This window comes from Vibrio sp. (assembly GCF_047973365.1).
Lineage (GTDB): Bacteria > Pseudomonadota > Gammaproteobacteria > Enterobacterales > Vibrionaceae > Vibrio.
Genome location: NZ_JBKEBW010000010.1, coordinates 1 through 17,219 on the forward strand (window position 1 = coordinate 1; position 17,219 = coordinate 17,219).

At 44.3% G+C, this 17,219-nt stretch carries 16 protein-coding genes and 1 pseudogene; 11 read left to right on the top strand and 6 right to left on the bottom strand.

The window, feature by feature from the left end:
- Positions 1-740: type I glyceraldehyde-3-phosphate dehydrogenase (locus ACK5MF_RS01315; RefSeq protein ID WP_416918615.1), on the bottom strand; the 740-nt coding region annotated here is incomplete at its 3' end.
- A 336-nt stretch (positions 741-1,076) separates the two neighbouring features.
- Here ACK5MF_RS01315 and msrB point away from each other — a divergent pair.
- Entirely contained in the window at positions 1,077-1,481 is a 405-nt protein-coding gene (gene msrB, locus ACK5MF_RS01320; RefSeq protein WP_416918617.1) for a peptide-methionine (R)-S-oxide reductase MsrB, read from the top strand.
- Between the two features lie 42 nt (positions 1,482-1,523).
- Here the strand turns inward: msrB and ACK5MF_RS01325 are convergent, their stop codons facing one another.
- Positions 1,524-2,345 (bottom strand): DUF2989 domain-containing protein, encoded by an 822-nt coding sequence (locus ACK5MF_RS01325; RefSeq protein WP_416918643.1) that lies wholly within the window; start codon positions 2,343-2,345, stop codon positions 1,524-1,526.
- A gap of 349 nt (positions 2,346-2,694) precedes the next feature.
- On the opposite strand from ACK5MF_RS01325, the gene ACK5MF_RS01330 reads away from it, so the two are divergent.
- On the top strand, positions 2,695-2,979 hold the full coding sequence (locus ACK5MF_RS01330; protein ID WP_416918619.1) for a YeaC family protein: 285 nt from the start codon (positions 2,695-2,697) through the stop codon (positions 2,977-2,979).
- Between the two features lie 86 nt (positions 2,980-3,065).
- Here ACK5MF_RS01330 and ansA read toward each other — a convergent pair whose 3' ends face one another.
- Together ansA and sppA are read right to left on the bottom strand one after the other, a co-directional pair.
- Positions 3,066-4,079, bottom strand: coding sequence for an asparaginase (gene ansA / locus ACK5MF_RS01335; protein ID WP_416918621.1), 1,014 nt, complete (start codon positions 4,077-4,079; stop codon positions 3,066-3,068).
- Positions 4,080-4,232: 153 nt separating this feature from the next.
- The gene (sppA, locus tag ACK5MF_RS01340) at positions 4,233-6,080 is read right to left on the bottom strand and encodes a signal peptide peptidase SppA (protein ID WP_416918623.1); all 1,848 of its coding nucleotides are present in this window, start codon (positions 6,078-6,080) and stop codon (positions 4,233-4,235) included.
- Between the two features lie 207 nt (positions 6,081-6,287).
- On the opposite strand from sppA, the gene ACK5MF_RS01345 reads away from it, so the two are divergent.
- Entirely contained in the window at positions 6,288-8,291 is a 2,004-nt protein-coding gene (locus tag ACK5MF_RS01345) for an FAD-dependent oxidoreductase (protein ID WP_416918625.1), read from the top strand.
- A gap of 57 nt (positions 8,292-8,348) precedes the next feature.
- Here ACK5MF_RS01345 and purU read toward each other — a convergent pair whose 3' ends face one another.
- The gene (gene purU, locus ACK5MF_RS01350) at positions 8,349-9,182 is read right to left on the bottom strand and encodes a formyltetrahydrofolate deformylase (RefSeq protein ID WP_416918627.1); all 834 of its coding nucleotides are present in this window, start codon (positions 9,180-9,182) and stop codon (positions 8,349-8,351) included.
- Between the two features lie 198 nt (positions 9,183-9,380).
- Between purU and ACK5MF_RS01355 the strand changes: the two genes are divergently transcribed.
- The 8 genes and pseudogenes from ACK5MF_RS01355 to rnd all read left to right on the top strand — a co-directional run bounded on the left by ACK5MF_RS01355 (position 9,381) and on the right by rnd (position 16,757).
- A complete protein-coding gene (locus ACK5MF_RS01355) occupies positions 9,381-9,590 on the top strand; it encodes a hypothetical protein (RefSeq protein ID WP_416918629.1) in 210 nt (69 codons plus the stop codon).
- 200 nt (positions 9,591-9,790) lie between these two features.
- Entirely contained in the window at positions 9,791-11,722 is a 1,932-nt protein-coding gene (locus tag ACK5MF_RS01360; protein ID WP_416918645.1) for an ATP-dependent DNA helicase, read from the top strand.
- An 8-nt stretch (positions 11,723-11,730) separates the two neighbouring features.
- Positions 11,731-12,432 (top strand): tRNA (adenosine(37)-N6)-threonylcarbamoyltransferase complex dimerization subunit type 1 TsaB, encoded by a 702-nt coding sequence (tsaB, locus tag ACK5MF_RS01365; protein ID WP_416918631.1) that lies wholly within the window; start codon positions 11,731-11,733, stop codon positions 12,430-12,432.
- 105 nt (positions 12,433-12,537) lie between these two features.
- Positions 12,538-12,834 carry a chromosome partitioning protein ParA gene (locus ACK5MF_RS01370; RefSeq protein ID WP_416918633.1) on the top strand — a complete coding sequence of 99 codons (297 nt, stop codon included), beginning with the start codon at positions 12,538-12,540 and terminating at the stop codon, positions 12,832-12,834.
- Between the two features lie 36 nt (positions 12,835-12,870).
- Entirely contained in the window at positions 12,871-13,434 is a 564-nt protein-coding gene (locus tag ACK5MF_RS01375) for a Slp family lipoprotein (protein ID WP_416918635.1), read from the top strand.
- Positions 13,435-13,535: 101 nt separating this feature from the next.
- Positions 13,536-13,654 (top strand): annotated as a pseudogene (locus ACK5MF_RS01380) (alpha/beta hydrolase); the annotation flags it as partial.
- A gap of 192 nt (positions 13,655-13,846) precedes the next feature.
- Complete coding sequence (gene fadD / locus ACK5MF_RS01385; RefSeq protein ID WP_416918637.1) at positions 13,847-15,535, top strand: long-chain-fatty-acid--CoA ligase FadD; 1,689 nt, start codon at positions 13,847-13,849, stop codon at positions 15,533-15,535.
- Positions 15,536-15,638: 103 nt separating this feature from the next.
- Positions 15,639-16,757 (top strand): ribonuclease D, encoded by a 1,119-nt coding sequence (rnd, locus tag ACK5MF_RS01390; protein WP_416918639.1) that lies wholly within the window; start codon positions 15,639-15,641, stop codon positions 16,755-16,757.
- A 272-nt stretch (positions 16,758-17,029) separates the two neighbouring features.
- Here rnd and ACK5MF_RS01395 read toward each other — a convergent pair.
- Positions 17,030-17,219 (bottom strand): hypothetical protein (locus ACK5MF_RS01395; protein WP_416918641.1); only part of this gene is annotated, 190 nt, incomplete at its 5' end.

Here is a 17,219-nt window from a genome sequence, read left to right on the forward strand (position 1 = left end):
AGGTTAACAGTTAAGTCAACAACAGAAACGTTAGCTGTTGGTACGCGGAAAGCCATACCAGTTATAAGACCTTTAACTGCTGCAAGTACAACGCCTACTGCATTAGCAGCACCAGTTGAAGATGGAATGATGTTTTGAGAAGCACCACGACCACCGCGCCAGTCTTTAGCAGAAGGACCATCTACAGTATTTTGAGTTGCAGTAGTTTCGAGAACTGTAGTCATAAGACCAGATTCGAAACCGAATTTGTCGTTAAGAACTTTAGCGATAGGTGCTAGACAGTTAGTAGTACAAGAAGCGTTAGACACGATGTCTTGACCAGCGTAAGAGTCGAAGTTTACGCCGTTAACGAACATTGGAGTTGCGTCTTTAGAAGGACCAGTCATAACAACTTTCTTCGCACCAGCAGTGATGTGCTTACGTGCAGTAGCGTCGTCTAGGAATAGACCAGTTGCTTCAGCAACAACGTCAACACCGATTGCATCCCATTTTAGATCTTCTGGGTTACGCTCAGCAGTAACACGTACAGTCTTACCGTTTACGATTAGGTTACCACCTTCAACTTCAACAGTACCGTTGAAACGACCGTGAGTTGAATCGTATTTAAGCATGTAAGCCATGTAATCTACGTCGATAAGATCGTTGATACCAACAACTTCGATGTCATTACGTTCTTGTGCTGCACGGAATACGAAACGGCCAATACGGCCAAAACCGTTAATACCTACTTTGATAGTCATTATAGTTGCTCCACAACTTAATTTCTGATTAAAGATAACTGGTAGTAAAATTACAAAATCCAGTAAACATCTGCAACAGATAATCCGACTTAACTTGTTTAAAGTCAAAAAAAACTGTCGCTTTTTTTCACAATCACTTACAAGTGATTAGTTTTTAAACGTGCTACTGCTTTTCATCACTACCAATTGACGTAAAATAATCAACCTGTGAGGTTATAAATGCTCAAATAACCCAGCATGCCATGGTAAAAAAGTATGTGCTACAAAATGATAGGTTCGCAAGTTTTTAGCGAAAAAAGTCAAAAATAATTATTAGAAAAATGGAGAAGGTAAAGCGTGGTTGAGAAAGCCCAAAAGATAGAGAAGCCAGATGAATACTGGCAAGACCAATTATCAGAAGAAGAATATTACGTTTGTCGCCAAAGAGGAACGGAAGCGCCTTTCAGCGGTAAGTTATTGCATAACAAATTGACCGGCGCTTATCATTGCACCTGCTGTAATGCGCCGTTGTTTAGCTCTGAAAATAAATATGATTCAGGTTGTGGTTGGCCAAGTTTCGATGCGCCAATTAATGATAAAGCTATTCATTATTTAGACGATCTGAGTCACGGAATGATGCGAACAGAGATCCGTTGTTCGATTTGTGACAGCCATTTAGGGCATGTGTTTCCCGATGGTCCACCAACGACAGGAGAGCGTTTCTGTGTTAACTCGGTGTCGTTAATTTTCAACAAAAAGTAAAAAAGTTGGTGTTCTTACACCAACTTTTGTTTGATAGTTACATTATTTCAAAGAGTTAGGGATGATATTCTTTTGGTATTGTCCCTTTTTGATGGATTTAACCACGGATTCGGCAATTTCATCTAGTTTGTCGAATTTTTCGACATCAAATCCATAGAGCAAATTCAGTTCAGATTCCGTAGCAATAGGTACGCCGTATTCTTTACCAACCATCGCCCAAATATAGGCATGCTCTTTGTTTCCAATAGCATGATAATTGCTCGCTAGCGACTTAAGAATTTCCACGTTGATATTATCAGGTTTACTGAGCTCTAAAGAACGGTTAAGAATCTTAATGGTCTTTTCTCGATCTCGGGTGGTATAGAAGGTCGCTAATGCATACTGCAACTCAGCAGTTTCAAGTTCAGGTTTGCCTTCTAACTGCAAAAACTCACGTCTGGCCTTGTTATCTCCCTCTTGACTCCACAAGAAATAAAGAGATTCAGGAGTGTGCTCTTTACGTAACTCTTCTACCAAGCGCTTTAAATCTTCTCCTGTATTTACCAATGCATTTACGCGCTTTTGTTTAAGATCGGCCTGGTCAATCGTTTGAATTTGTGAAGCAAGTTCTAAACACTTTCGGTAAGTGCTGGTTAGGCTGTGTTCCTTTATCTTATTTACTGGTGTTGGGTCCTTCAGCATGTCAAAACGATGCCAAATGAGGTCTGTCCTAGGAACACGGCATTGTCCGTCGTCCACGTTGAGACGTTCACATTGCAAAGCGGGATTGTCTGCGCAGAGTTTGTCTGTGTCCTTTCTATTTTCAAAGCATCCAGACAGTATAAAAGGCAGTGATAACACAACAATGGTTTTAAATATGTTCATAGACGGTGGCCTGTTGCTCTTACTTGTATAGAAATGGTTTAACGGATCAGACATATACCCTTCCTACTTGAAGCTGCAGCGGTGTTGACTGCGCTCGCTCACCCCAATCGCATAGTCTATCTATGCTCATGGGGATTCACTCACTTGTCGCCTACCTGCAACTCCAAGTAGTTTGGGTATAACTGATGCAAATCAGACATAGATAATGCAAAAAAGGAGCAGGACCTATGTCATATAATGTTAGAAAAATGTTTAGCTTGTGATCCGATACACTTATTTATTTAGCTTGTCTTGACTCAATGTGCCAGCAAGTTATGTTTGGCGCAAATGGTTAAATTAGGAATTCACCTTGGACACAAATCAACTTGTTGCTGCAATTACACCTGAAGCTTATGAGCGTTTATTGTTTGCCGTTGAAACGGGTAAGTGGCCTGAAGGTACTTTACTTTCTCAACAGCAGCGAGATTCTTGTATGCAAGCTGTGATGTTGTACCAATCAAAGCATAATAATGACGCTGATCATATGAGTATTGGTATTGGTGGTGAAATGGTCTTTAAATCTAAAGCAGAATTAAAGAAACGTTTCCAAGACAATCAAGCAGATATCGTACGAATTAATCCTAATCACGAGTAGTGACAAAGGCTGGATAAAGAAAACCCCGTATGTGAATACGGGGTTTTCTTACTTTAAAACGGTTTGTTTGAGCTTACTACGGTTATCTATAAAGACATTTCACCGCGCAACACTTGCTGCATTCTTCGCTTAACTTCTTCATAAGAAAGATTCTGGCTCAATAAATAGTGTAGTTTTGCTAACGCTGCTTCTGGTGTCATATCGTAACCACTGATCACTCCAGCATCGGCAAGTGCACAGCCAGTTGCATAGCCGCCCATGTTCACTTTACCTGCTAAACATTGAGTTAAGTTTACGACAATAACACCGCGTTCAGAGGCATCTTTTAGCTGCGCCAGCAATTCTGGATTTTGTGGCGCATTACCCACACCGAAAGTGAGTAGGATCATCGCATTTACTGGTTGCAATAACGTATTGCGAATAACCTCGTGTGAAATACCCGGATACATAGTAATCACACCAATGGGTTGTGGTGTAATGTGATGTACACGGAATTTACCTTCAGGTTGTTTACCAATCTGAACTCCATTACTGACCTGGATATTGATCCCTGCTTCAAGTAGTGGTGGGATATTAGGCGAAGTAAAGGCATTGAAACCATCCGCGTGAGATTTAGTACTGCGGTTACCGCGCAGCAAATGGTTGTTGAAGAACAGCGTCACTTCATTAATCGGGTAATTTGCAGCGATGTGCAGTGCATTAAGCAAGTTTGCTTGACCGTCAGAGCGCAATTCTGCCAATGGAATTTGTGAACCAGTCACAATGACAGGCTTAGCCAAATTTTCCAACATGAATGACAGTGCGGAAGCGGTATAAGCCATGGTGTCAGTACCATGAAGAATCACGAAACCATCGTATTTGTCGTAGTTGTCGTTGATGTCATCAGCGATTTTTTGCCAGTCTTCTGGTGTCATATCTGAAGAATCAATCAATGGTTCGTATTCGTGAACCGTGAACTCCGGCATTTCGTCACGATGGAACTCCGGCATGTTTGCCAGTTGTTTTTCCATAAATCCAGCTACAGGAACGTATCCGTGTGAGGATTTTTTCATGCCGATAGTGCCGCCAGTGTAGGCGATATAGATATGTTTTCTTGCCATGATTACAACTGCAGAAGGTGGTGGTAAATAGTGTGGCGATTATAACCAAAACGAATGTAATAACAAAACGACTGTAATAACAAAACGGCCGTAATAAAAAGGGGCGCTCTGTTATTCGCGCCTCTTAAACGGAAATCAATTTCTAATGGTTAGCTACTGAACTTGGCAAGTCAGACAGAAAGCATATTGACCTTTTGGATCGTTAAAGCTGCTTAACAAGTTTGCATCGTTTATTAGTTGATTTGCAGCGGGTTGTAGTGCTGCTGGAAGCATACTTGATACATCCAAACCTAAACTCACTTTCATCTGACCAAAGATATCTTGTAGGAACTGTTGTGCAGGGCTTAATGGTTCGGCTATCCAAAATAGATTGTAGTCATCAAGCTTAGCCAGTCCAGCCGCCAGTGTTACGGCGTCGTCAAAGTCACCTAGCTTGTCGACCAAACCAAATTTTTGTGCATCTTGCGCGGTCCAAACCCGGCCTTGGGCTACTTGATCGATATCTTCAACAGACATACCACGGTTTTCACCTACTAGCGAGATAAAGCGTTGGTAGCCATGCTCAATACCCATTTGCATTGCTTTCTGTGCACCTTCATTGAGACCCGTAGTAATGCCAATACCTGAGAACGGTGATGTGCCAACACCATCGGTATAGATACCTAATTTGTTGAGACCTTTTTCGAACGTGGTAATCACACTAAAAATACCGATTGAGCCAGTGAGTGTGGTTGGTTGTGCAACAATTTTATCTGCGCTCATTGAAATCCAGTAGCCACCTGAAGCCGCTAGGCTCGACATCGAAACGACCACAGGTTTTCCCGCAGCTTTAAGGGCATCGATTTCATTGCGAATCACTTCCGAAGCAAAGGCGCTGCCTCCGGGGCTATCGACTCGTAACACCACGGCTTTAACGTTTTTGTCATTTCTCGCTTGGCGAAGAAGCGCTGCTGTGCTGTCACCACCAATGCTGCCACGGGGTTGAGCACCATCCATAATCGTACCGCTGGCAATAACAACGGCAATATCATCACTGGACGAGCTGACTTTAGGCATTACAGTTGGTGCATAATCGTAGTAGCTCACGGCGTTGTAGCTATCTTTGCCATCACTGCCAAATGTTTTTGCCAGCTCAAGACGAATTTGCTGACGTGTTGCGAGTTTATCCACTAAGCCAACTTTGAGTGATAACTGAGCTAAGTCTCCAGATGATTTTTCAAGAAGAGTAAGAAACTCATCCATATTCGGTGTTAATGCATCAGCGGTAATGCCTCTGTTGGTTGCCACATCATCAATGTACGCGCCCCACAATTGTGTTAGCCAACGAGAGGCAGACTCGCGGGCTGCATCAGACATATCGTCACGAATAAAAGGCTCAATCGCCGATTTGTAAGTCCCCACGCGAAATACATGCGTGTTTACATCCAGCTTTTCTAACAAGGTTTTGTAGTACATGTTGTAAGCGCTGTAACCATGTAACAGCACTGCACCATCTGGCGCCATAAACACGGTATCAGCATAACTTGCCAGATAGTATTGGCTTTGGTTGTACATATCGCTTAACGCGAAAACAGGTTTGCCTGAGGCTTTAAATTCGTTAATCGCTTTAGCGATGTAGCGTAACTTAGTTAAATTAGTTTCTGGCATATCGCGCAATGCCAAAACTAAGCCAGTTATCTTGTCATCATCTTTTGCGTGACGAAGCGTATCCACAATATCGAACAAGACGTTTTCTTTTGGCATTTCTTTACCGAGTACAGAGCCGGTCACTGAGTCCATTGGGCTTAAATAGCTGCTTTGCTCAACAATTGGGCCTGTGAGGTTTAATACCAACGCAGACTTTTTCTCAACGACGGGAGCGGGTGTCTCGTAAGCATAGAGGAAATAGACCAGCGCGATACTAAGTAGAAAAATGAGGTTGGTTAGAGCGATACGGATGAAAGTGATGAGTTTCCAGATCCCTTTAAAAAGCAGCCCAATAAATCGGAATATTGTTTTCATTGTGTCTCCATCAAAACCTTTTAAACGCTTGTTAATACCTCAAAATCATCAGCTTGAAATATTAATTTAGTTGCATCGTACGTGATCTAGTATACGCAAACAACCGCAAGATTGATCGGTGTTACAAAAATGTAAACGCTTGTTTGATTTTTGTGTAAGTGAGGCATAGTGTGATCGGAAAATAATAACGATAAAGGTTAACTCTCCATGTACCCACATCTGCTACAGCCATTGGATCTAGGATTCACTCAGTTGAAAAACCGAGTGTTGATGGGTTCTATGCACACTGGATTAGAAGACGAAAAAGAAGGTTTACATAAACTCGCCGCATTTTATGAAGAGCGAGCAAAGGGTGGTGTTGGTCTTATTGTTACTGGTGGATACTCTCCAAACTTGCGTGGACGTTTACACCCATTTGGCGCTGAGTTCAGTAGTGTGAAGCATGCGAAACAGCACAAAATTGTCACCGAAGCGGTGCATCGTCATGGTGGCAAAATTGCCTTGCAACTTCTTCATGCGGGCCGCTATGCGATGCATCCTTTTTCTCAAAGTGCGTCTGCTATCAAGTCTCCAATCAGCAAATTTGTTCCAAGCGAAATGACAGCGCGTCAAATCTGGAAAACCATTCAAGCATTCGCCAATAGCGCAGAGCTTGCTCAGCTTGCCGGATATGATGGTGTGGAAGTGATGGGTTCGGAGGGCTATTTGCTTAACCAGTTCATCTGTAAACGTACCAATATGCGTTATGACGATTGGGGGGGGAGTTATCTCAATCGAATTCGCTTTCCGTTAGAAGTGGTGAGAGCGGTTCGCGAGGCGGTCGGAGAAGAGTTCATCATTATCTTTCGTCTTTCCATGCTTGATTTGGTTGAACAGGGAAGCACATTTGAAGAAGTGCTAATGTTAGCGAAAGAGTTAGAAAAAGCGGGTGCGACCATTATTAACACGGGCATTGGCTGGCATGAGGCTAGAATTCCCACGATCGTTACGCAAGTACCGCGCGCCGCATTTAGTTGGGTGACGGAAAAGATTAAACCTCACTTGTCTATCCCGGTGATCACTTGTAACCGTATTAATACGCCCGATGAGGCAGAAAGCATTGTCGCTTCAGGTAAAGCGGATATGGTTTCTATGGCTCGTCCGTTTTTAGCTGACCCAGAATTTGTCAACAAAGCTGAGCAAGGTCGCGCTGCATTTATCAATACTTGTATCGGTTGTAACCAAGCTTGCTTAGACAACATTTTTAACGGCAAACGCGCATCTTGCATGGTCAACCCAAGAGCTTGCTACGAAACAGAGATTGTTGTTCAACCAGCAAGTATCAAGAAGAAAGTCGCCGTGATTGGCGCAGGTCCTGCGGGATTGTCTTGCGCCACGACATTGGCTGAGCGAGGTCATGACGTCGATCTCTTTGAGCGTCATGATCGTATTGGTGGTCAGTTCCGACTTGCGATGCAGATCCCGGGGAAAGAAGAATTCCGTGAGACGATTCGTTATTTTGCTAATCGTCTGGATGAGACAGGGGTTCGCTTACATTTAAGCACAGAAGCCAGTTTTGACATGCTGTCAGAGTATGAAGAAGTGGTGATGGCGTCTGGCGTTGAGCCTCGTAAAGTCGATGTTGTTGGACTAGAAGACAGTGAAAAAGTGGTGGATTATCAAACACTCATTCGCGAAAAGACACCCGTAGGGCAAAAAGTCGCTATTGTTGGCGCAGGGGGTATTGGTGTGGATGTGGCTAGCATGATCACTGAACCCAATGACAATGACCTAGATGATTGGCTGCAAGAATGGGGAGTCGATAAAGAGATCGCTTATCCTGGAGGCTTATATCCATACCCTGATTCGCGTAGTGAGAAAGATGTTTGGCTATTACAACGCCGTAAGGGCAGTGTAGGCAAAGGTCCGGGTAAAACAACCGGTTGGGTTCATAAGCGAACGTTAGAAAAACGTGGCGTACACATGTTGGGTGGTGTTGAGTACCAAGCGATTGATAGCAAAGGTTTGCATATCAGCATTGATGGTGAATCAAAACTGCTTGATGTAGATAAAGTCATCATCTGTGCAGGGCAGGTCTCTGTTCGTCCGTTTGAAGATAAATGGTCACAGATGTCTGATAAATTGCATGTGATTGGTGGTGCAGAACATGCTGGTGAACTGGACGCGGTTAGAGCCATTCGTCAGGGTGTGAAGCTGGCAGTGTCTATTTAATCGCTGCTCATAACAAAAAAATGGCGCTGATTCAGCGCCATTTTTGTTCTTATAAACTTAAAGAATAACGGTTTTATTTCCGTAGACGAATACGTGATTATTGACCACTTTGTTCAGTGCTTTACTCAGCACGTTCTTTTCTACGTCGCGTCCAGCTTGAGCCATATCTTGAGCGCTGAATGTGTGATCAACAGGAATCACATCCTGTTTGATGATTGGACCTTCATCCAAATCGTTGGTCACAAAGTGCGCGGTTGCACCGATGATCTTCACACCACGGTCGTAAGCTTGTTGATATGGTTTGGCACCAATAAATGCGGGTAAGAAGCTGTGGTGGATATTGATAATTTTATGGTGAAATTTCTCAACGAAGCCCGGCGTCAGGACGCGCATGTATTTAGCCAGAACAATGAAGTCTGGTTGATATTGCTCTATCACAGCCAAAAGCTCTTTTTCATGCTCTTGGCGATCTAAACCTTCGTGAGAAACACAGTGATACGGAATATCGAATCTTTCCGTTAAGGTTTGCAGTTTGTCGTAGTTACCGACAACAGCCGCAATATCTACGCCTAAACTACCGTCGTAGTTTTTCATCAGGATATCACCTAAGCAGTGTGCTTCTTTAGTGACAAGAATCACAATACGCTTACGTGATGAATTCACCAATTTACGCTTTGCTCCCGGAGGTAAAGCTTGGTCTAAATCTGCCAACAGAGTGTGGTCATTAAAGTAACCTTCAAGCTCCGTACGCATAAAAAAGTGGCCACTGGTGTTATCAACAAACTCATTGTTATGAATGATGTTTAGCTGATGTTTGTAACAGATGTTGGTGATTTTCGAGATAAGTCCTGGTGCATCACTGCAATGTGTTAGAAGGGTTTTTCTTTCCATTAAATACGACTTCCGGGCGTGCAAATTTTTAATTCTTAGAAAAGATGGATTGGCTTGAACGGTAAACCAAATCCGAATTTGGCTTCTATAATTAATCTATTCTCCAGTTGGTTTCAACTAATATAACTAGGCTCAGTGAATCCTCGGCTATTGAAAGCGTCTCCTCTGTTGGGATTGGTTTTTGCGAAGGTGGTGTTTATGGACAAAGAATTACTTGCACGAAAATTGTACGTAGAGCGTGTTATGTCATTAATGGGAGATCACACAATTGATGATGATATTTTAGAGTTTATGTGGGAGTGCAAAGCATCGCCAGAGGAAGCAGCAAAAGCCATGCTGCCTCAGGTTCAGCTCACCTCGCTGGAAGTTGGTGCTAAGTGGGTTAATCGATATTTGAATCGGAAATAGTCTCGACGATAGTCTGCGTCAGGTGCGGACTGGATTTGTACCTGACGCAGACTATTTGCTGTCTTAAGTTGCTCAAACCTACAGTGTCTCAAACCTGGTACGTGTTTCATCATATCATTCACTGCTCACTGCTCACTGCATTCGCTCCTGAATCAAAAACCTGCCATAATCGCGCCAAAGTTATTACTCGTTTAATGTGGATGATCCAAAAAACCTTTTCTCAACAAGGCGCTTTAGGCAAAGCCATTCCGGGCTTCCAGCCTCGCCAAGCTCAAATTGATATGGCTCAGGCGGTTGCCCAAGCCATTGCTGGCGAATCGCAATTGGTTGTTGAAGCCGGAACAGGAACGGGTAAAACCTTTGCCTATCTCGTGCCTGCGCTATTGAGCGGAAAGAAAACCATCATCAGCACCGGTTCTAAAAACCTGCAAGAGCAACTGTTTCACCGCGATCTGCCTTTAATGGTTGATGCTTTGGGTTTCCACGGCAATGTAGCGTTACTTAAAGGCCGTGCGAACTATTTGTGCTTAGACAGACTTAGCCGACAAATGGTTGAAAGCCACACCAATGATGCAGCCGATCCGCAGTTACTCACTCAGCTTGTAAAAGTAAGGTCATGGTCATCGGAGACCAAAAGTGGTGACTTAGGTGAGTGTGATGCGCTGCCTGAAGACAGCATGGTGATCCCAACCATTACGTCGACTAATGACAATTGCCTGGGTAAAGAGTGTCCGAGTTATAGTGAATGCTTTGTAAATAAAGCAAGACGCAAAGCGATGGATGCCGATATCGTGGTGGTCAATCACCACCTATTCTTAGCCGATCTAGCCATTAAAGAGACCGGCTTTGGCGAGCTGATCCCAGAGGCCGAAGTGTTTATCTTTGATGAAGCGCACCAATTACCGGATATTGCCAGCCAATATTTTGGTCAGTCGGTGTCGAGTCGGCAGATCCAAGATCTGGCAAAAGATATTGAAATTGCTTATCGCACCGAAGCTAAAGATATGCGTCAACTGCAAAAAGTGGGTGACAAGCTAACCCAGTCTTCGGCTGATTTACGCATTGTGCTTGGTGATTCTGGGCACAGAGGCAACTGGCGAGAAGCCGTGGTATCGCCTTCTATTGCCCGTGAAATTGAGCGTGTTAAAGACAGCCTCAATTTCGCAATCGAAGTGCTCAAAATAGCGTTAGGTCGCAGTCAATTGTTGGATGTGGCATTTGAGCGAGCCAATCTGATTAAAGGGCGAATTGAAAGGGTGTGTGATGTCTCCATTACGGGGTATTCGTATTGGTTTGATACTACGCCCCGTCATTTCAGTTTGCATATTACGCCGTTATCGGTCGCCGATAAGTTTCACGAACAGATGGAGATGAAACAGGGTGCTTGGATATTTACTTCTGCCACGTTGGCGGTGAATGACGACTTCGGCCACTTTACCCATCGTTTAGGTTTACAGCCAAGTGAACAGTTCTCGTTGCCGAGTCCTTTTGACTATCAGAATCAAGCGAAACTCTGTGTGCCGAGATATCTGCCAGAACCGAACAGTCCCGGTCTTGCCGATAAATTGGTACGGATGCTGGCACCTGTGATTGAACAGAACCAAGGCCGCTGTTTCTTCTTATGTACATCACACAGCATGATGCGTGAGCTTGGCGAAAAATTTAGGCAAACGCTGACGTTACCAGTGTTATTGCAGGGCGAAACCAGCAAGCAAAAAACCTTGGCAGAATTTATGGAGTTGGGCAACGCTTTGTTGGTGGCAACAGGTGCGTTCTGGGAAGGGATTGATGTTAGAGGTGACACATTAAGCTGTGTTATCATCGACAAACTTCCGTTTACCGCTCCAGATGATCCGCTATTAAAAGCACGTATTGAAGATTGCCGTATGCGAGGCGGAGACCCATTTGCTCTAGTTCAGTTGCCAGAAGCGGTGATTACTTTGAAGCAGGGTGTTGGACGACTTATTCGAGACAAGAAAGACAAAGGAGCACTGATCATTTGTGACAACCGATTGGTGACCCGGGACTACGGCGGAATTTTCCTCGCTAGTTTGCCCCCAATTCCGCGCACGCGAGATTTGGATGTAATAAAAAGCTTTCTTGCACAATTATCAGAAACAGAAACAATTTAGAGATATTCATGAGCGCAAAAATTCTTGCCTTAGACACAGCGACAGAGCAGTGTTCAGTCGCCTTAATGGTTGGTGATAAAGTTTATTCTCGCAGTGAGTTTGCTCCTCGCGACCATACAAAAAAAATTCTGCCAATGGTGGATGAGGTTCTAAAAGAAGCGGGTTTAGCGCTGAGTGATTTAGACGCGCTTGCTTTCGGTCGTGGTCCGGGTAGCTTTACAGGCGTTCGAATTGGTATCGGAATTGCACAGGGTTTAGCATTCGGTGCGGATTTACCTATGATTGGAGTGTCGACGTTAACGACAATGGCCCAAGGCGCCTACCGTTTATACGGCGCGACTCATGTCGCAAGTGCGATTGATGCACGAATGAGCGAAGTGTACTGGGGGCGTTTTGAGCGTCAAGAAGATGGCAGTTGGAATGAAGTCGACGCAGAATGTGTGATTCCACCGGTTGTCTTAGCCGAAGGCATGCAAAACGATGACAACAGTTGGGCAAAAGTAGGAACCGGTTGGCAAGCGTACGCTGAAGAATTGGCGGGCTTAGCGTTGATTTTAACGGACACAGAGCTGCTTTATCCAGACTCGCAGGATATTGTCTACCTCGCTCAGTTTGAATGGGCAAAAGGCAATACAACAGCGGTAGAAGACTCAAGCCCTGTGTATTTGCGTGACACCGTGGCATGGAAAAAGCTACCGGGACGTGAGTAAGCGTAAGATAGCGGATAAGCTTGACGTTGAGAACAAGTCACTTGCAAGGGTAAGGATGAAAACCTTACCCTACTTATTGTAGGAACTTTTTGCTGTAGGAACTTTATGGTTTCAATTAATGGTTTGCCTAGCAATGTCTCGAACACCAATCGAACATCTAAGGCAAAGAAAAACAACGGGGTTAAAAAAGGCACTGAAGTTGCGACCAGAGCGACGAAAGTGGCTGAAGCCATCTCGCACTCTATTCGCCCTGTTGATGAATCTGAAATCCATCGAGCTCAAGTTGAGTACGATTTACCGGAAGGGCGCTCCAGAAAAGCGATGGAAGCCTATATGGATGTGATGAATCGTGCTAAAAGAGAGGAACTAGCCCAGCTGTTAGGGGTCGATATTTATATTTGAAACATTTGCATCTTTAGCCTAGCCTGAGAGCCCACCATGAAATCAATCACTTTACGCCACTTGTTTGCCTTAACGACTATCATCCTTCTTTCTGCTTGTAGCTCATTGCTCACGGAACTGAGTGCTTCGTCAGAAGAGACCGTCATTTCAGATTACAAAACATGGGTTGATCCCAATACTGCGCAAGGAAGTGAAGTGAGATTAGGCGGAGTGATAGCCAGTGTTATCAACCTGAAAGATAAAACTCGTATTGAAGTCGTCAACGTACCGATTGATAGCGTAGGTAGACCTAGCGTTAAAGTAGAACCTCAGGGGCGTTTTGTTGGCTATGTCAACGAGTTCCTTGACCCAGTCACGTTTGCTGAAGGTCGGTTGGTTACATTATTAGGGAATACGGCCGAGCGAGAATCAGGAAAAGTAGGTGATTTTGAACATCAGTACCCTGTCATGACGGTAAAAGGGTACCACTTATGGCGTGTTGAAGAACGTATCATCATGCAAGACAGCGGACCGTATTTATCTCATCACTGTTTGAGTTATTTTTGTCGTGACAGAGATGACATGTATCGTGAAGGTCGAGTGATACAAGAAGTGAAATGATCTTCAAACAAACTTAATATTCCATCCGCTGTGGCACTATCGCTAGGTTGCGTTTTTACGCAATCTTATGGGTGTCGGAAAACTAAAATCGCAGCCATTTATCCCCATTTCACCTCAATATTGATGATTTTGTCAGATATTGCTCAATTTCTCGGCAAACAAGTGGCTAATCGTAGCTCATTCTCTTGGTGCTTTGGTTGCAAGTTGCTATAGTGCCGCCCTTTCTGCATTATCTGTCTCACTAATTTTGGTGTAGTTAACAAAATTTAAACATGTGTTTGAGCCTTTGCGTGCTCAAACATCACGGCTGTGCTGTAATAAGCGCCATAAAAAAATGGGGCAACCTTAATTCAATGGATCATTAGCAAGTCCAGTGACTACAAATTGCCAGCCAATAACGAGGAGTATTACCGTGGATAAACCTTGGCTTTCGCGTTACCCGAGTGACGTACCTGAAACCATAAATCCAGATCAATATCCATCATTGGTGGAAATGTTCGAACAATCTGTCAATCGATTCGCTGATCAGCCCGCTTTCATCAACATGGGCACGGTGATGACTTATCGCAAATTGGAAGAGCGTAGCCGAGCATTTGCCGCATATCTGCAAAACGATTTGAAACTAAAGAAGGGTGATCGCGTCGCGTTAATGATGCCAAACCTTTTGCAATATCCTGTCGCACTGTTTGGTGTTTTGCGAGCGGGTCTTATCGCGGTTAACGTGAATCCTCTTTATACGCCGCGTGAGCTAGAGCACCAGCTAAACGATGCTGATGTGCGGGCGATCGTTATTGTTTCAAATTTTGCCAGTACGCTAGAAAAAATTGTCGCTAACACACAGGTAAAACACGTTGTGTTGACTAGCCTAGGTCAGATGTTGCCTCGTGCCAAAGGTACTGTGGTTGATTTCGTGGTGAAATACGTAAAAGGAATGGTACCGAAGTATCATCTTCCTGGTGCGATTTCTATGCGTAAAGCGCTACGTAAAGGTCGCCGTCAACAATACGTAAAACCCTTTATGGCCGGTGATGATATTGCATTCCTTCAGTACACTGGTGGTACTACGGGGGTTGCAAAAGGTGCAGTGCTGACGCACAGAAATATGATAGCTAACGTACTACAGGCAAAAGGTGCTTACGGTGCGGTTTTGCGTGAAGGTCGTGAGATAGTGGTAACTGCTCTGCCGCTTTATCATGTATTCGCATTAACGGTGAACTGTCTGTTATTTATTGAAATGGGTGGCAACAACCTTCTGATCACTAACCCGAGAGATATCCCTGGCTTTGTCAAAGAGCTACAAAGAACGCCAGCGACAGCAATTACCGGCGTAAATACCTTGTTCAATGCTCTAGTAAATAATGAAGATTTCCATGAGCTGGATTTCACCAACCTGAAGCTTTCTGTTGGCGGTGGTATGGCTGTTCAACGTGCTGTGGCTGACAAATGGCAGAAGGTTACGGGTATCCATTTGCTTGAAGGTTACGGTTTAACAGAGTGTGCACCGTTAGTCACGGGTAACCCATATGACCTCTCTGATTACACGGGAGCTATTGGCTTACCTGTACCTTCAACGGAAGTTCGTATTGTTGATGATGAAGGTAACGTACTACCCAATGATCAAGTGGGCGAGTTACAGGTTCGTGGTCCTCAGGTCATGCAAGGATACTGGCAACGTCCTGAAGCAACGAAAGAAGTGTTGGATGAAGACGGCTGGCTATCAACAGGTGATATCGTAAAATTTGATGAGAATTATCTATTGCACATTGTTGACCGCAAGAAAGACATGATTCTTGTGTCTGGCTTCAATGTTTATCCAAACGAAATCGAAGATGTAGTGGCGCTGCACGGTAAGGTGTTAGAAGTGGCAGCTATCGGACAACCACATGAAATATCAGGTGAAGTGGTGAAGGTTTTCGTCGTTAAGCGCGACCCAAGCCTAACCAAAGAAGATATAATCGAACACTGTCGTGAATATCTCACCGGTTATAAGGTTCCTAAACTGGTTGAATTTCGCGATGAGCTACCAAAAACTAACGTGGGTAAGATTCTTCGTCGCATCTTGCGGGAAGAGAACGATGCTGCAGTAGCTAAAAGTGCGTAACCTGACTTTTATTGATGTTACAATGCCGACTTAAACTGTCGGCATTTTTGTTCCCGTGGAGATCATGCTGATGCCGAATAGGGAAACTCATAGTGAGCCATTTGTGAATTATCAAATTATTACCCAGTTTAACGAGCTAGAGCGAGTGTGTTTATTAGCACGAGACGCCGATGCCGTTATGCTCGATACCGAGTTTGTACGTACACGTACTTATTTTCCGCAGTTAGGGCTTATCCAACTGTTTGACGGTGAGAACCTTTCTTTGATTGATCCTCTCACTTTGCAAAATATGTCGCCGTTTACCGAATTACTCAAAGATACTTCCGTTCTGAAAGTGCTTCATGCCTGCGGTGAAGATTTAGAAGTATTTCAGAATGCCTTCGGTTGTGTTCCGTTCCCTATGGTCGATACACAAGTGATGGCGGCGTTTTTAGGTTACGGACTTTCCACAGGATTTGCTTCTTTGGTGAAGGATCTACTGGATGTTGAGTTAGATAAAAGTGAATCTCGTACTGACTGGCTTGCTCGTCCTCTATCACAAAAGCAACTTGATTATGCCGCAGCCGATGTCTTCTATTTACAGCCGATGTATCAGCAACTTCTGGACAAAGTGACGCAAGCGAATTGGTGGGATGCTGCTCAACAAGAATCAGACTTGTTGGTTGAAAAGCGTGTCAAGCCAGCAAATCCAGATAACGTCTATTTGGATATTAAAGGTGCCTGGCAATTAAGACCTAAAGAATTGGCAATCTTAAAACCGTTGGCAACTTGGCGTTATCATGAAGCGGTTAAGCGCGACTTAGCGTTAAACTTTGTGGTCCGCGAGAACGAACTGCTGACAATTGCGCGTATGGCGCTACGCAGTTCAAAACGCATGATTGAAGAAGGTGTCGATCCACATGCCGTTCGTCGTCACAGCACTAAGCTGATTCAAATCGTCAAAGAGGCGATGCAAACGCCAGAAGATCAATACCCAGAGAAAATCATTCCTCTGATGGATTATCCGGGCTACAAGCAACTATTTAAGAAGCTGAAAGACGAAGTAAAGGCGGTATCTCAAACAACAGGGCTAGCGACAGAGTTCTTAGCCTCTAAAAAGCAACTCAATCAATTATTGAGTTGGGTTTGGAATGATGAGCGAGATCCGGAGCATCTGCCCGATGTGATGAATGGCTGGCGTCTAGCTATTCTTGGCGAACGCTTAGACAAGTTGGTGAATTAATCGTGTAGCGCTTTTGCGAATAGAAATGAAACAGCCGACAGTGAAGTGTCGGCTGTTTTTTGTTTGCCCAGCAAAGCTGGCAAACCCGTCCACTTGAAAGAAAGTGGAGTCACCCTGACTAAGGGGAAGACAATCCGAATGGCAAGGGCGTCACGGGCTAACGGTGGGGTCTGAAGGAAGCCATAGGAAGTTAGATGTACACAACTAACCGGAATCTGTTTCGGCGGTACTGGTGGGTAAGCGTCCAAAATAGCGCAAAGCCCAATACTTAGTCAGACCAATACTGTGATTGAGGGTGGGATATCTAACAGGGAGTCAGTGCAATAACTGGGGAAGCCTGACACCACATCCGGGCAAATGCCGGAAGCATCCATCAAGAGGTGACTCAAGGTGAATGTTGGTGCGAGGTGGCAGATGAATCCGTAGTAGTAAGTAAGGCTCGACCAGTGAAGCCCAGTAATG

Bases quoted from the DNA above. Each gene is read 5' to 3' on its own strand.
- ACK5MF_RS01360 (WP_416918645.1), top strand. From the start codon at position 9,791: ATGATCCAAAAAACCTTTTCTCAACAAGGCGCTTTAGGCAAAGCCATT.
- sppA (WP_416918623.1), bottom strand. From the start codon at position 6,080: ATGAAAACAATATTCCGATTTATTGGGCTGCTTTTTAAAGGGATCTGG.
- ACK5MF_RS01325 (WP_416918643.1), bottom strand. From the start codon at position 2,345: ATGAACATATTTAAAACCATTGTTGTGTTATCACTGCCTTTTATACTG.
- ansA (WP_416918621.1), bottom strand. From the start codon at position 4,079: ATGGCAAGAAAACATATCTATATCGCCTACACTGGCGGCACTATCGGC.
- ACK5MF_RS01375 (WP_416918635.1), top strand. From the start codon at position 12,871: ATGAAATCAATCACTTTACGCCACTTGTTTGCCTTAACGACTATCATC.
- purU (WP_416918627.1), bottom strand. From the start codon at position 9,182: ATGGAAAGAAAAACCCTTCTAACACATTGCAGTGATGCACCAGGACTT.
- ACK5MF_RS01370 (WP_416918633.1), top strand. From the start codon at position 12,538: ATGGTTTCAATTAATGGTTTGCCTAGCAATGTCTCGAACACCAATCGA.
- tsaB (WP_416918631.1), top strand. From the start codon at position 11,731: ATGAGCGCAAAAATTCTTGCCTTAGACACAGCGACAGAGCAGTGTTCA.
- ACK5MF_RS01345 (WP_416918625.1), top strand. From the start codon at position 6,288: ATGTACCCACATCTGCTACAGCCATTGGATCTAGGATTCACTCAGTTG.
- ACK5MF_RS01355 (WP_416918629.1), top strand. From the start codon at position 9,381: ATGGACAAAGAATTACTTGCACGAAAATTGTACGTAGAGCGTGTTATG.